This is a genomic window from Paraburkholderia sp. (genome assembly GCF_047605525.1).
Taxonomy (GTDB): Bacteria; Pseudomonadota; Gammaproteobacteria; order Burkholderiales; family Burkholderiaceae; genus Paraburkholderia.
On record NZ_JASGFN010000038.1, the window covers coordinates 1 to 15,401 of the forward strand.

Consider the following 15,401-nt stretch of genomic DNA (forward strand, 5'->3'; position numbering starts at 1 on the left):
CCGCGCTGAATATGCTGGAAGAAATCGGCTCGGTCGACAACATTCCCGAGTTCATTAAACAGGTGAAGGACAAGAATTCGGGCGTGAAGCTGATGGGCTTCGGTCATCGCGTCTACAAGAACTACGACCCGCGCGCGAAGCTGATGCGCGAAACCTGCCACGAAGTGCTCGAGGAACTGGGCCTGCACGACGACCCGCTGTTCAAGCTGGCGATGGCGCTGGAGAAGATCGCGCTCGAAGACGAATACTTCGTGTCGCGCAAGCTGTACCCGAACGTCGACTTCTACTCGGGCATCGTGCAGCGCGCGCTGGGCATCCCGACCTCGATGTTCACGTGCATCTTCGCGATGGCGCGCACGGTCGGCTGGATCGCGCAGTGGAACGAAATGATCGCCGATCCCGAACAGAAGATCGGCCGTCCGCGTCAGCTCTTTATCGGCGAGACGCTGCGCGAGGCGAAACCGATCGCGCAACGCTGATCGCTGATCGATCCCGATACGCGTGCTTCGTAGCGGCATGCGTGCCGCGCGGAAGCGCGAAGTTGAAGTAAACAGAACGCCCCAACGGGTTCGCCGTTGGGGCGTTCTGTTTTTTGCGGCCGCGGCTCGCGGTGCATGCGGCCCATTGCGGCGCCGGCCGCCCATGTTTGCCGGGTAACCTCGATACAGGTATTGCCACTACCAGCCAACCCCATGTTTTTTATCGGTTTTTTCGTCAATGGAGCAGCCCACGGCGCGGCGCTGCGTGGCATAATCGATTGACATAGTCAGCCCGCAGTCCCCGCAGTCATTACTACCCCGCATACCATGGCACAGACTCTCTACGACAAATTGTGGAACACGCACGTGGTCCACACCGAAGACGACGGCACCGCGATTCTCTACATCGACCGTCACCTGCTGCATGAAGTGACCAGCCCGCAGGCGTTCGAAGGCCTGAAGCTGGCTGAGCGCCCGGTGTGGCGCATCAGCGCGAACCTGGCGGTGTCCGATCACAACGTGCCGACCACGGACCGCAGCCACGGCATCGCCGATCCGGTGTCGAAGCTGCAGGTCGACACGCTCGACACGAACTGCGACGCCTACGGCATCACGCAGTTCAAGATGAACGACGTGCGTCAGGGCATCGTCCACATCATCGGGCCGGAGCAGGGCGCCACGCTGCCGGGCATGACGATCGTCTGCGGCGACTCGCACACGTCCACGCACGGCGCGTTCGGCGCGCTCGCGCACGGTATCGGCACGTCGGAAGTCGAGCACGTGCTGGCCACGCAAACGCTGCTGCAGAAGAAGAGCAAGAACATGCTCGTGAAGGTCGAGGGCCAACTGCCGCGCGGCTGCACCGCGAAGGACATCGTGCTCGCGATCATCGGCAAGATCGGCACCGCGGGCGGCACCGGTTACGCGATCGAATTCGGCGGCTCGACGATCCGCGCGCTGTCGATGGAAGGCCGCATGACGGTCTGCAACATGGCGATCGAAGCCGGCGCGCGCGCCGGCATGGTCGCCGTCGACGACATCACGGTCGAATACCTGAAGGGCCGTCCGTTCTCGCCGCAGGGCGTCGAGTGGGATCACGCGGTCGAGTACTGGAAGCAGTTCAAGTCGGACGAAGGCGCGCATTTCGATCGCGTGGTCGAATTGAACGCCGCCGAAATCGTGCCGCAGGTCACGTGGGGCACGTCGCCGGAAATGGTCACGCCGGTCGACGGCCGCGTGCCGGATCCGGAGCGCGAGAAGGACCCGGTCAAGCGCGACGCGATGGAACGCGCGCTCAAGTACATGGCGCTCGAGCCGAACGCGCCGATCGAGTCGATCAAGCCGGATAAAATCTTCATCGGGTCGTGCACCAACGCGCGCATCGAAGACATTCGTGCCGCGGCTTACGTCGTGAAGAAGCTCGGCCGCCGCGTCGCGCCGAACATCCGTCTGGCAATGGTCGTGCCGGGTTCGGGTCTCGTGAAGGCGCAGGCGGAGCGTGAAGGCCTCGACAAGGTCTTTACCGACGCCGGTTTCGAATGGCGCGAGCCTGGCTGCTCGATGTGTCTCGCGATGAACGCCGACCGGCTCGATCCGGGCGAGCGTTGCGCGTCCACGTCGAACCGGAACTTCGAAGGTCGTCAGGGCGCCGGTGGCCGCACGCACCTGGTGAGCCCCGCAATGGCCGCGGCCGCGGCCATCGAAGGGCATTTCGTCGATATTCGCAAGCTTGGATAAATCGCATGATGAAGAACATGAATCGCATCACTCTATTGCGCCGCTTCGCACTCGGTACGCTCGCCGGGCTCCTGCTCGGTCTCGCCGGCTGCAACACGGTGCACGGATTCGGCGAGGACATGTCGCACCTCGGCAATTCGATCAGCAATCACGCTGATAAATAAGCGGTTTTTGATTTTTGCCGGCGATGCGGCGCGGGGTTTCCAGCCGTCACCCGCATCGCCCGGTCCTGAACAGGCGTAAGCGTCATGGATAAATTCATCGTACACACCGGCGTCGTGGCGCCGCTCGATCGCGAGAACGTCGACACGGACGCGATCATTCCGAAGCAGTTCCTGAAGTCGATCAAGCGCACCGGTTTCGGCCCGAATGCGTTCGACGAATGGCGCTACCTCGACCACGGCGAGCCGGGTCAGGACAACTCGAAGCGTCCGCTGAACCCGGATTTCGTGCTGAACCAGCCGCGCTATCAGGGTGCTTCGGTGCTGCTCGCGCGCAAGAATTTCGGCTGCGGCAGCTCGCGCGAGCACGCGCCGTGGGCGTTGCAGCAGTACGGCTTTCGCGCGCTGATCGCGCCGAGTTTTGCCGACATCTTCTACAACAACTGCTTCAAGAACGGCGTGCTGCCGATCGTGCTGACCGAACAGCAGGTCGATCATCTGTTCAACGAAACCTACGCGTTCAACGGCTTCAAGCTGACCATCGATCTCGAAGCGCAAGTGGTGCGCACGGCGGACGGTGGCACTGAATATCCGTTCGAGGTCGCGGCGTTTCGCAAGTACTGCCTGCTGAACGGCTTCGACGATATCGGCCTCACGTTGCGTCACGCGGACAAAATTCGTCAGTTCGAAGCGGAGCGTCTCGCGAAGCAGCCGTGGCTCAATCATCGCCTCGTCGGTTAAGCGCGTGCTGGCTTGAGGCTCGCGCTCCTCGGGCGCGTCGGCTCACACCAGAAAGTCTCGAAAAAATCATCAAGGAATTCGCATGAAGATCGCAGTATTGCCGGGCGACGGCATCGGTCCCGAAATCGTCAAGGAGGCTGTCAAGGTCCTGAACGTGCTCGGCGAAAAGTTCGAACTCGAAGAAGCGCCGGTGGGCGGCGCGGGCTACGAAGCGAAGGGCCATCCGCTGCCCGATTCGACGCTTGCGCTGGCGAAGGAAGCCGATGCGATCCTGTTCGGCGCGGTCGGCGACTGGAAATACGACAAACTCGAACGCGCGCTGCGCCCGGAGCAGGCGATCCTGGGTCTGCGCAAGCATCTCGAGCTGTTCGCGAACTTCCGCCCGGCAATCTGCTATCCGCAACTCACCGGTGCGTCGTCGCTGAAGGAAGAGATCGTCTCGGGTCTCGACATCCTGATCGTGCGCGAGCTGAACGGCGACATCTACTTCGGCGCGCCGCGCGGCGTGCGCACGTCGCCGGACGGCCTTTTCGCCGGCGCGAAAGAAGGTTTCGACACGATGCGTTATTCGGAGCCTGAAGTGCGCCGCATTGCGCACGTCGCATTCCAGGCGGCGCAAAAGCGTGCCAGGAAGCTGACGTCGGTCGATAAAGCCAACGTGCTCGAAACGTCGCAGTTCTGGAAGGACGTGATGATCGACGTGTCGAAGGAATACCCGGACGTCGAACTGTCGCACATGTACGTCGACAACGCGGCGATGCAGCTCGTGAAGGCGCCGAAGTCGTTCGACGTGATCGTCACCGGCAACATGTTCGGCGACATCCTGTCGGACGAGGCGGCCATGCTGACCGGCTCGATTGGCATGCTGCCATCGGCGTCGCTCGACAAGAACAACAAGGGCTTGTACGAGCCGTCGCACGGTTCCGCGCCGGATATCGCCGGTAAAGGCATGGCCAATCCGCTCGCCACGATTCTCTCCGCGGCAATGATGCTGCGCTATTCGCTGAACAAGGCGGAGCAGGCCGATCGCATCGAAACCGCGGTGAAGAAGGTGCTCGAGCAGGGCTACCGCACTGGCGACATCCTCACGCCGGGTTGCAAGCAGGTCGGTACCGCCGCGATGGGCGATGCCGTCGTGGCGGCCCTGTAAAAAGCAGATGTGAAACGCGTGGGTATCGCGTGTTCAGGTGGTAAGGCAATCGTAGGCTGAAGCAGCTATCAATCTTTAAAACGCGAATCGGCTCCGAAACGGGCCGATTCGCGCGAAATTCGCTGAAGATATAAACGGCCGCGGCAATCGCCCGTGGTCTGGTTCCGGTTTTCGTGTATATTGTCGCGATGGCGCAGATCTCCCAAATCTCCTCGACTTCCAAACAGCACGGCACCACTGCCCGTGCGGTCGAGTTCGCCATTACCACCAAAACGATTACCCCGAAAACGATCACGAAGCGCTGATCGTCCGTCGTGTCCGCCCATCTTCCCCGCGCGGCCACTGCGGGCAAAGATGCGGGGAAGTTTCCATTCGAAGGGTATGAAGTCATGAACGTAGGTCTCGTAGGTTGGCGCGGCATGGTCGGCAGCGTCCTGATGCAACGCATGCAGCAGGAAGGCGATTTCGACTTGATCGAACCGGTGTTTTTCAGCACCAGCAACGCGGGCGGTAACGCGCCGTCGTTCGCCAAAAACGAGACCCGGCTCAAGGATGCGACAAGCATCGACGACCTGAAGAAGTGCGACGCGATCATCTCGTGCCAGGGCGGCGACTACACGAACGAAGTGTTCCCGAAACTGCGCGCCGCAGGCTGGAACGGCTACTGGATCGACGCGGCATCGTCGCTGCGCATGAAGGACGACGCGGTCATCGTTCTCGACCCGGTCAACCTCGACGTCATCAAGAACGCGCTGGTCAAAGGCCAGAAGAATTTCATCGGCGGCAACTGCACGGTCAGCCTGATGCTGATGGCGCTCGGTGGCCTGTTCCGCGAAAACCTCGTCGACTGGATGACGGCGATGACGTATCAGGCCGCATCGGGCGCGGGTGCGCAGAACATGCGCGAACTGCTGTCGCAGATGGGCACGCTGCACGGCGCCGTGAAGAACGAACTCGCCGATCCGGCTTCGGCGATTCTCGACATCGACCGTCGCGTGCTCGACGCGATGAACAGCGACAGCATGCCGACCGGTCACTTCGGCGTGCCGCTCGCGGGCTCGCTGATTCCGTGGATCGACAAGGATCTCGGCAACGGCATGTCGAAGGAAGAGTGGAAAGGCGGCGCCGAAACCAACAAGATTCTCGGCAAGCCGGCCATGGGCACGCCGGGTTCGATTCCGGTCGACGGTCTGTGCGTGCGGATCGGCGCAATGCGTTGCCATTCGCAGGCGCTGACGATCAGGCTGAACAAGGATGTGCCGCTCGACGAAGTGAACAGCATCCTCGCGTCGGGCAACGACTGGGTGAAGGTCGTGCCGAACGAGCGTGAAGCGTCGATGCGCGATCTGTCCCCGGCGGTCGTAACGGGCACGCTGACGGTGCCAGTCGGCCGTGTGCGCAAGCTGGCGATGGGCGGTGAGTATCTGTCGGCTTTCACGGTCGGCGATCAACTGCTGTGGGGCGCGGCCGAACCGCTGCGTCGCATGCTTCGCATTGTGCTCGACAAGTAAAGTAAACTACGCGCTCACGACGCGTAGACAACTTCAGAAGCGTCGCGCTTGCGCGGCGCTTTTTTCATTGTGTGCTCCGATTATCTTGTCTCTTTCCACTTGCAAAACAGGCCGCGCGCTGACGCGCCAGGAGTTCCGATGAACCTTCGACGCTCCGCTCTTCGGGCTATGTCTCTCCATCGCGATAACAGTCGATTTAAACGCCGCCCGGTAGCCGTGGTAGCCGGTGCCGCTTTGGCTCTTGCGCTGGCCGGCGGCGGCGTGGGCAACGCGACGGCGGCACCGGCCGGTGCGGCGAGCGCGCCGGATGCCGGTTCAGCCCCTGTTGCCGTTGCGCTCGTGGCGGGCAGCCAGTATACGGTGCGGGCCGGGCAATCGCTGAACGACGTGGCGATCGCCGTCACGCAGTCGCATGACCGGGCTGTACTTGCTCGCGCGACGCGTGCGCTGTTCGATACGAATCCGGCCGCGTTCATGAATCACGATCCGAGCCGGCTGCGCATAGGCGCGATATTGACCGTGCCGGCGCTCGATGCGTCGGGCGCGTTGGCGGCGTCGTCGGCTAGCGAGGCGAGTGCCGCGGGTGCGTCTGGTGCCGTGGCGGCACCAGCGACGGCTGCGCCTGCCTCCGCGCCGGAAGCAGCGGTAGCCAGCACTGCGAGCGATGTCGCGCAGGTCAACGCCGCAGCCGCGAGCGCGGCAAGTGCGGCGGCTCGCGCAACGACGCCGGCCGCGCCTGAGGTCTCCGGCACGGCCAGTGCGCCGGTTGGAGCGAGCGCGGCGATGTCGACTGGATTGGCCGCGGGAAACGCAGCTTCGTCCGCGCCCGTAGCGGGTTCGGCGGCGCAGCCGGCGAGCGGCGCGCAGGAATGGGCCGGATCGGTTCAACCGGCGGCGAGCGCGCCTGCCGCGACCGCCGCGGCGACGGCGAGCGCACAGCCGGCCTCGCATCCGCAGGTCTCGAGCCTGCAGCAATTGCTTGCGCTGAAAAACCGCGTGCTGATGGAGTTGCAGAAACACGGCATCGGCGGTACGCCGGCGGCTTCGGGCGCCGCGCCGACGAGCGTTGCGCAGCCGGCTGCGGGCGCGTCTTCCGCGGCGGTCGTCGCTGCGACACCGGAGCAAGCGAGTGCGGTGGCGGCGCCGTCGAATGATGGCGGCATGTCGCAACGGGAGCTGAGCATCGCTGCCGCGGTTGGCGCGGCGCTGGTCGCTCTGCTTGCGGTTCTGCGGATCGGCCGGCGCAAACGCGAGAAAGCGGTCGATGCGGGCGCTTCCGCGGCTGTGAGCGCCGAAATGGCGAGATCGGCACGGCCGGATGATGCGCGGGATGATGATGAGACTGCGCGGCAGGCGGCAGCCGAGCGAGCAGCAGCAGAACGTACAGCAGCAGAACGCGAGGCTGCCGAAAAAGCCGCGGCAGAACATACGCCAGCAGCAGAACCGGCAGCCCCCGAACCCCACCCTGCACCCGAGCCCACCGCGCCGACCCAACCGGTCGCAGCGGACCTCGCGCCTTCCACCACCGGAAGCGACCTCCCAGCCGAACCCCTCGCAGCCGCTCATCACGAAAACCTGGGCAGCGCGGCCACGGCAGCAAACCTCGCCGCCGCCACGGACCCTGGCGCCGAGGCGTTGTCGCGGGGACCGCTCGAACCGGGCGACGCGCAGGACGAGCCCGCTCACCGGCTGCAACGGAACGACGAACCCATACACGGCGCAGACACAACGACAGAAGCCACTTCGGCCGCACCGCAAACACCAGAGACCGAACCGCAGCCCCCATTAAACGTTCCACCCCCGGTGATCGATTTCGCGCAACCGGCCGAACCGCGCACGACGTTGCCATTCGGCCAGCCGCACGTCGACACCTCGGCACCGACGCAGCCGCCGCCATCCCTACCGGCCAACTTCCCGCGCGATGCCATCGACGCATTCAACAGCCTCGACATGCCGCTGCCACCGCGCATCGAAATGCCGGCTGGCAGCGCGGACGTGTCGACCTCGCTGTCGACGCAGCCGGTCGCCTCGCCCGAAATGACCTCGCAGCAGGCTTTCCCTCCTCAAGAGCCGGACGGCGACGCCCCGCATATCGCCGATGAAATTGCCGCCGGCACGGCAGGCCACGGCGCCGTCGCGGGCCTCGGCGCGGCTGGCTTCGGCGCGTTGAAGCTCGACTTCGACCTCGAATTACCGCCCAGTCCGGCCCAGCCACTGCCCGCGTTCACGCCGGCCGACCTCGGCCGGATCGCGCGCAACAAGCTCGAACTAGCTTCCGAATACATCGAACTCGGCGACCTCGCCGGCGCCCGCGTGCTGATCAACGAAGTGATCGAAGCAAACGATCCGGCCACACGCAACGAAGCTCGCGCGTTGCTTTCGACTCTCGCACCGCTGTCGTGAAGCGCATCGCATTAGGTGTTCAGTACGACGGCTCGGCATTCGCCGGCTGGCAGTCGCAACCGCACGGCAACACCGTGCAGGACGAACTCGAACGGGCGCTGCGCGAATTCACGCAGACGCCCGTCCATACGGTCGTGGCCGGCCGTACGGACCGTGGCGTGCATGGGCTCGGGCAGGTCGTCCATTTCGATACCGAACTCGACCGCGTCGACATTTCGTGGGTGCGCGGCCCCAATGCGTTTCTGCCGAAGACGATCGGCGTGCAGTGGGCCAAGCCGATGCCCGAGGACTTTCACGCGCGCTTTTCGGCATTCGAGCGGACCTATTACTACGTGCTGTACGTGAGTCCCGTGCGCTCGCCGATGCTCACGACGCGCGCCGGCTGGGTGCATACGCCGCTCGAGGTCGACGCGATGCGCGCGGCCGCCGGGCATCTGATCGGCGAGCACGACTTTTCGGCGTTCCGCTCGTCGCAATGCCAGTCGAAGACCCCGTTCAAGCATCTGTATCAGATCGACGTGAAACGGCACGGCAACTTCGTGCATTTCCGCTTTCGCGCGAATGCGTTCCTGCACCACATGGTGCGTAACGTGATGGGCTGTCTGATCGAAATCGGCAGCGGCCGCCGTCCGGCCGCGTGGATGGCCGACGTGCTCGCGAGCCGCAGCCGCGACTGCGCCGCGCCGACCTTCATGCCGGACGGCCTGTACCTCGCGGAGGTGGGCTATCCTGAACAATTCGCCGTGCCCGCGCCGGTAACAGGCAGCGTGCCGTGGAGTAGCGTATGGACCGAGCAACCGGAAACATGAAAGCAGCCGACAATCCCGCAAGCCACGCCGATGCGGCCGTCCAGCAGAGCGTGCCGCGTCGCACCCGCATCAAGCTGTGCGGGCTGTCCAAACCCGAAGATATCTCCCACGCGATCGGTCTCGGCGCCGACGCGATCGGCCTCGTGTTCTATCCGCCGAGCCCGCGCTCGGTGAGCGTCGCGCAAGCGGTCGAACTCGTGCACGACCTGCCGCCGTTCGTGTCGATCGTCGGCCTGTTCGTCAATGCGACGTCCGACTGGATCCGCGAAGTCGCGAGCAACGTCAATCTCACGCTGCTGCAGTTTCACGGCGACGAAACGCCCGAGCAGTGCGAAGCGCTCGCCAGCATTGCGGGTTTGCCTTGGTTGCGCGCGCTGCGGATTGCGGCGGATACTGAACCGGCCGATTTGGTAAAATCCGCTTTCAATTATTCAGCAGCCAGTGGTCTCCTGTTCGACACGCATGTCGAAGGCTATGGCGGCGGTGGGAAGGTTTTCGATTGGTCACTTATTCCAGCAGAGCTCGCGCGTCGGGCCGTTTTGAGTGGTGGGTTGAACGCGCAAAACGTCAGTGATGCGATCCATCGCGTGCGCCCGTACGCGGTCGATGTCTCGAGCGGCATCGAAGTAGCGGGCGCCAGGGGCGTGAAAGATCACGCCCGGATGGCGGCGTTCGTACGCGCGGTGCGCGCGGCGGACGCCGAATGATTCAGGCTCGCGGCGCTTTCGCAATGAGAGCCGCCGGCCACACTGAGAAGAGTGATCACCATGTACAACTTGCCTGACGAAAGAGGCCATTTCGGCCAATTTGGTGGCGTGTTCGTTGCCGAAACGCTGTTTTCCGCGCTCGACGAGTTGCGCGAAGCGTACGAGAAATTTCAGAAAGACCCGGAATTCGTCGCCGAATACGAGCGCGAACTGAAGTACTTCGTGGGTCGTCCTTCCCCCATCTATCACGCCCAGCGTTGGAGCGAATTGCTCGGCGGCGCGCAGATCTACCTCAAACGCGAAGACCTCAATCACACTGGCGCGCACAAGATCAATAACGTGATCGGCCAGGCGCTGCTCGCGAAGCGCATGGGCAAGCCGCGTGTGATCGCGGAAACCGGCGCCGGCCAGCACGGCGTAGCCACTGCGACGATCGCGGCGCGCTTCGGTATGGAGTGCGTGGTCTACATGGGCTCCGAAGACGTGCGCCGCCAGGCCGCCAACGTGTACCGCATGAAGTTGCTCGGCGCGACCGTCGTACCGGTCGAATCGGGCTCGCGCACGCTGAAGGACGCACTGAATGAAGCGATGCGCGACTGGGTCACGAACGTCGAGAACACGTTCTACATCATCGGCACGGTGGCTGGTCCGCATCCGTATCCGATGATGGTGCGCGATTTCCAGCGTGTGATCGGCGACGAATGCCGCGTGCAGATGCCCGAGCTGGCCGGCCGTCAACCCGATACGGTGATCGCGTGCGTTGGCGGCGGATCGAACGCAATGGGTATCTTTTACCCGTATATCGACGACGCTTCGGTGCAGCTGATCGGCGTTGAAGCCGCCGGGGACGGCATCGAAACCGGCCGCCATGCGGCCTCGCTGATTGGCGGCAGCCCCGGCGTGCTGCACGGCAACCGCACCTACCTGCTGCAGGACGAAAACGGCCAGATCATCGAGACGCATTCGGTGTCGGCCGGCCTTGACTATCCGGGCGTCGGTCCTGAGCATGCGTGGCTAAAAGAGAGCAATCGCGCGCAATACGTCGGCATCAACGACGAAGAAGCGCTCAAGGCGTTCCACGACTGCTGCCGCATCGAGGGCATCATTCCCGCGCTCGAGTCGAGCCACGCGCTCGCTTACGCGACGAAGCTCGCGCCGACCTTGCCGAAGGAGAAGATCCTGCTGGTCAACCTGTCGGGCCGCGGCGACAAGGACATGCACACGGTCGCCGAGCGATCGGGCATCCAGTTCTGAGCCGCGACGATGCGCGACGAGTTCGACGAGCCGCAGCCGGCGATTGAAACCGCGAATCCGGCCGCCGAGGTAGCGGCGGCCGTGGCACCCGCGCCGTTACTGGCGCAGGTGCCGGCCGGCATACAGCTGTTGAACCGCGATTTTCTGACCGATGTAGCGAACCTTCCCGACGGGTCGATCGACCTGATCGTTTGCGATCCGCCCTACGGGCTCGGCAAGGATTACGGCAACGATTCCGACATGCGCACCGGCGAGCAATTTCTCGTCTGGACGCGTGGTTGGCTCGAGCTTGCGATTCCGAAGCTCAAGCCGTCGGGTTCGCTATATATCTTCTGCACCTGGCAGTACGCGCCTGAAATCTTCAGCTTCCTGAAGACAAAACTCACGATGATCAACGAAATCATCTGGGACCGGCGCGTGCCGAGCATGGGCGGCACGACGCGCCGCTTTACGTCGGTGCACGACAACATCGGTTTTTTCGCGGTGTCGAAGGACTATTTCTTCGATCTCGATCCCGTCCGCATCCCGTACGATGCAGTCACGAAGAAGGCGCGTTCGCGTAAGTTGTTCGAAGGAAGCAAGTGGTTGGAGCTTGGCTATAACCCGAAGGATGTCTGGTCGGTCTCGCGGCTGCATCGGCAACACGCCGAACGCGTCGCGCACCCGACCCAGAAACCTCTGGAAATCGTCGAGCGGATGGTGCTGTCGAGCTGCCCGAAAGGCGGCCGTGTGCTCGACCCGTTCATGGGCAGCGGCACCACCGCGGTTGCTTGCGTCCGTCATCAGCGCGAATTCGTCGGCTATGAGATCAACGAAAGCTATTGCGCGATAGCGCGCGAGCGCGTCAGCGCCGCGGCTTCTCCTCCTGTCACACGTCGGACCCGGGCCAGGCCGAAGGTGCAGCCGCCGACCGAAGTGCAGTGAAAAGCGTGAACGATGTCGCGAAATGCGCTTGAAAAGCATCGCAATGAGCGCGTAATAGCCCAAATTCGAGAATATTTCCATGTCCCGTATCAAGAACACGTTTGCCGCGCTGTCCGCCCAAGGTAAGAAAGGCTTGATTCCGTTCATGACGGCCGGCGACCCGGACCCGGCGCGCACGGTTGAATTCATGCATGCGCTCGCCGCCGGCGGCGCGGATGTGATCGAACTCGGCGTGCCGTTTTCCGACCCGATGGCCGACGGCCCGGTGATTCAGCAGTCGTCCGAGCGTGCGTTGGCGCGCGGCGTATCGCTGCGCCACGTGCTCGCCGACGTCAAGCGCTTCCGCGTAACCGACGACAAGACCCCGGTCGTGCTGATGGGTTACGCGAATCCGATCGAACGGATGGGCGCCGAAGCGTTCGCGAAGGCCGCGCAGGAAGCTGGCGTCGACGGCGTGCTGGTGGTCGACTATCCGCCCGAAGAGAGCGCCAGCTTCGCCGAACAGATGCGTTCCGCCGGCATCGATCCCATCTTTCTGCTCGCGCCTACGTCGACCGACGGGCGTATCGCCGAAGTTGGCCGCATCGCCAGCGGCTACGTCTACTATGTGTCGTTGAAAGGGGTGACCGGCGCGGCAAATCTGGACGTTTCCAGCATCGCGAGTAAAATCCCGGCCATCAAGTCGCGCGTCCCCCTGCCGGTGGGCGTCGGTTTCGGCATTCGCGACGCGCAAACGGCGCGCGCGGTGGCCGGCGTGGCCGACGCCGTCGTGATCGGCAGCCGTATCGTTCAATTGCTCGAGCTGGCAGCACCGGACGCCGCTGCTGAGACGCTGACGCGCTTCATTGCCGAAGTGCGCGAGGCGCTCGATAGCGTCGCGACTGCCCGATAACAGTTATTTTTGTCGCAGTAACGTGAGCGGCGGGCTTGGCCCGCCGTTTGCGCGACTGCTGACCCAGAAGGATTCCCTATGAGCTGGATCGACAAGCTGCTGCCGCCGAAAATCAAACAAACCGACCCGAAGAACCGCAAGGGGATTCCGGAAGGCCTGTGGATCAAGTGCCCGTCGTGCGAAGCCGTGCTGTATCGCAATGACGTCGAGGCCAATCTGCATGTTTGCCCGAAATGCGACCATCACATGCGCATCGGCGCGCGCGAGCGGCTCGACGGCCTGCTCGATCCGGAAGGCCGCTACGAAATCGGCCAGGAAATCGTTCCGGTCGATGCGCTGAAGTTCAAGGACAGCCGCAAGTATCCGGAACGCATCAAGGAGGCGATGGACGAAACCGACGAAACCGATGCAATGGTCGTGATAGGCGGCGCGATTCATACGCTGCCGGTCGTGGTCGCGTGCTTCGAGTTTTCGTTCATGGGCGGCTCGATGGGTTCGGTGGTCGGCGAGCGGTTTGCGCGTGGCGCACAGAACGCGCTCGAGCAGAAGGTGCCGTTCATCTGCATTACCGCTTCGGGCGGCGCGCGGATGCAGGAAAGCCTGCTGTCGCTGATGCAGATGGCGAAAACCACCGCGATGCTGACGAAGCTGGCCGAAGCCAGGCTGCCGTTCATCTCCGTGCTGACCGACCCGACGATGGGCGGGGTATCCGCGAGTTTCGCGTTTCTTGGCGACGTCGTGATCGCCGAGCCGAAGGCGCTGATCGGCTTCGCCGGCCCGCGCGTGATCGAACAGACCGTGCGCGAGAAACTGCCGGAAGGTTTCCAGCGTGCCGAATTCCTGCTGCAGAAGGGCGCGATCGACATGATCGTCGACCGCCGCAAACTGCGCGAGGAGATCGCGCAATTGCTGGCGCTGTTGAGCCATCAGCCGGCGGACGCTGTCGCGTAGCGGAGAGTCGCGCAGCACAACGGCGGTATGGCATTTGCCGCCATTTCGCCGCCGCGTAAAACACACACGTGTGGCAACGGCCGAAGAAGCCATCAAAAACATAGCGCGCCGCGTGAGCAATCAAGCGGCGCGCTGTCATTTCCGGGATAATTACGGGCGCTTGCGAGGCGGCGGCGCTTGAAATCAAAGTGAACGTGGCCTTGCGTACGGATTTGTGCGCATAAACCATGACCATGCGATGGCGTCCGCCGATGAGCCGTGGCGCGTCACGACTGGCAACGCGGCACAGCCGTTCAACCAGCAACCATTCGCAGCACATCGCAGAACCGAACCACCGCGAACACCCGCGATTCACTCAAGATTCACCCGATGACGACATTCCCCACCCTCGACGCGTGGCTCACGCACCTTGAATCCGCGCATCCGGTCGGCATCGACATGGGTTTGGACCGCATTTCCAAGGTACGCGACGCGATGCAGTTGTCGTTCGCATGCCCGATCATCACGGTCGGCGGCACGAACGGCAAGGGCTCGACCTGCGCGATTCTCGAAGCGATCCTGTTGCGCGCGGGCTACGCAGTCGGCTGTCATACGTCGCCGCATCTGCTGTCGTTCAACGAGCGGGCGCGTATCAACGACGCGATGGCGAGCGACGCGGATCTGCTGCCGCACTTCGAAGCCGTCGAAGCCGCGCGCCTGAGCCTCGCCGAACCGGTCACGCTGACGTACTTCGAATTTACGACGCTCGCGATCATGAGCCTGTTCGCTTCACGCGGGCTCGACGCGGTGATTTTCGAAGTCGGTCTCGGCGGCCGTCTCGACGCGGTCAATATTCTCGATACCGACTGCGCGATCATCACGAGCATCGACCTCGATCACACCGATTATCTCGGCGACACACGCGAGAAAATCGCCTTCGAAAAAGCCGGCATCTTCCGTCCGGGCAAGCCGGCGATCTGCGCGGACCCGGTGCCGCCGCAATCGCTGATCGATCACGCGGAAAAGATCGGCGCCGAATTGTGGCTGTTCGGCCGCGATTTCCGCTACGAAGGGCAGGCGGGCAGCGAACGTCAGCAGTGGAGCTATGTCGGCCCGACCATGCGGCGCTCGGCGCTTGCCTATCCGTCGCTGCGCGGCGCGAATCAGTTGATCAATACGTCGGCGGCGCTGGCCGGTCTCGAGGCGCTGCGCGACCGCTTGCCGGTGTCGGCGCAGGACATCCGCCTCGGCATCGCCAACGTGGACTTGCCGGGGCGTTTCCAGGTATTGCCCGGCAAGCCGTCCATCGTGCTCGATGTCGGCCACAATCCGCATGCGGCCGCGGTGCTCGGGCAAAATCTCGGCAACATGGGCTTTTTTCCGTATACCTACGCGGTGTTCGGCGCGATGCGCGACAAGGACATCGTCGGGGTGCTCAACCATCTGAAAGGCGAGGTCGATCACTGGTGCGTGACCGACCTGCCGACTCCGCGCGCCGCGTCGGCGCAGGAGCTCGAAACGGCCTTGCGCGAACTCGGTGTCGAGGACGGCACCGACAGCAGCGTGACGCGCTACGCGAGCCCGGCAGAAGCTTTCCAGGATGCGCTAAAACGGGCGTCGGAGAATGATAGAATCGTGGTTTTCGGCAGTTTCTATACGGTAGCGGGTGTGATGGCCTACCGGAAATCGCAGCAACATTGAGC

The 15,401-nt window shown here is 63.5% G+C and carries 14 protein-coding genes; all 14 read left to right on the forward strand.

Features of this window, described 5'->3' with window-relative positions; translation table 11 throughout:
* Positions 1–479: citrate/2-methylcitrate synthase (locus QM685_RS34075; RefSeq protein ID WP_415123655.1), on the forward strand; the 479-nt coding region annotated here is incomplete at its 5' end.
* A 327-nt stretch (positions 480–806) separates the two neighbouring features.
* Positions 807–2,216, forward strand: coding sequence for a 3-isopropylmalate dehydratase large subunit (leuC, locus tag QM685_RS34080; protein ID WP_415123656.1), 1,410 nt, complete (start codon positions 807–809; stop codon positions 2,214–2,216).
* Between the two features lie 5 nt (positions 2,217–2,221).
* Positions 2,222–2,380, forward strand: a complete 159-nt coding sequence (locus tag QM685_RS34085) for an entericidin A/B family lipoprotein (protein ID WP_085489392.1) — start codon at positions 2,222–2,224, stop codon at positions 2,378–2,380.
* A gap of 84 nt (positions 2,381–2,464) precedes the next feature.
* Positions 2,465–3,118, forward strand: a complete 654-nt coding sequence (leuD, locus tag QM685_RS34090; protein ID WP_415123657.1) for a 3-isopropylmalate dehydratase small subunit — start codon at positions 2,465–2,467, stop codon at positions 3,116–3,118.
* A gap of 82 nt (positions 3,119–3,200) precedes the next feature.
* Positions 3,201–4,268: a 3-isopropylmalate dehydrogenase gene (leuB, locus tag QM685_RS34095; RefSeq protein WP_415123658.1), complete on the forward strand. Its 1,068-nt coding sequence runs from the start codon at positions 3,201–3,203 to the stop codon at positions 4,266–4,268.
* A 389-nt stretch (positions 4,269–4,657) separates the two neighbouring features.
* A complete protein-coding gene (asd, locus tag QM685_RS34100; RefSeq protein ID WP_415123659.1) occupies positions 4,658–5,779 on the forward strand; it encodes an aspartate-semialdehyde dehydrogenase in 1,122 nt (373 codons plus the stop codon).
* 138 nt (positions 5,780–5,917) lie between these two features.
* A complete protein-coding gene (locus QM685_RS34105) occupies positions 5,918–8,182 on the forward strand; it encodes a FimV/HubP family polar landmark protein (protein WP_415123660.1) in 2,265 nt (754 codons plus the stop codon).
* The gene (gene truA / locus QM685_RS34110) at positions 8,179–8,991 is read left to right on the forward strand and encodes a tRNA pseudouridine(38-40) synthase TruA (RefSeq protein WP_415123661.1); all 813 of its coding nucleotides are present in this window, start codon (positions 8,179–8,181) and stop codon (positions 8,989–8,991) included. The genes QM685_RS34105 and truA overlap by 4 nt, the downstream gene beginning before the upstream one ends.
* The gene (locus QM685_RS34115; protein ID WP_415123662.1) at positions 8,988–9,698 is read left to right on the forward strand and encodes a phosphoribosylanthranilate isomerase; all 711 of its coding nucleotides are present in this window, start codon (positions 8,988–8,990) and stop codon (positions 9,696–9,698) included. Before truA ends, QM685_RS34115 begins: the two co-directional genes overlap by 4 nt.
* Before the next feature lie 60 nt (positions 9,699–9,758).
* A complete protein-coding gene (gene trpB, locus QM685_RS34120; protein WP_415123663.1) occupies positions 9,759–10,952 on the forward strand; it encodes a tryptophan synthase subunit beta in 1,194 nt (397 codons plus the stop codon).
* Positions 10,953–10,961: 9 nt separating this feature from the next.
* On the forward strand, positions 10,962–11,876 hold the full coding sequence (locus QM685_RS34125; protein ID WP_415123664.1) for a DNA-methyltransferase: 915 nt from the start codon (positions 10,962–10,964) through the stop codon (positions 11,874–11,876).
* 79 nt (positions 11,877–11,955) lie between these two features.
* A complete protein-coding gene (gene trpA / locus QM685_RS34130) occupies positions 11,956–12,768 on the forward strand; it encodes a tryptophan synthase subunit alpha (protein WP_415123665.1) in 813 nt (270 codons plus the stop codon).
* Positions 12,769–12,846: 78 nt separating this feature from the next.
* Positions 12,847–13,719, forward strand: coding sequence for an acetyl-CoA carboxylase, carboxyltransferase subunit beta (gene accD / locus QM685_RS34135; RefSeq protein WP_415123666.1), 873 nt, complete (start codon positions 12,847–12,849; stop codon positions 13,717–13,719).
* A gap of 369 nt (positions 13,720–14,088) precedes the next feature.
* Positions 14,089–15,399 (forward strand): bifunctional tetrahydrofolate synthase/dihydrofolate synthase, encoded by a 1,311-nt coding sequence (gene folC, locus QM685_RS34140; protein ID WP_415123667.1) that lies wholly within the window; start codon positions 14,089–14,091, stop codon positions 15,397–15,399.
* The last annotated feature ends 2 nt before the right edge of the window (positions 15,400–15,401 follow it).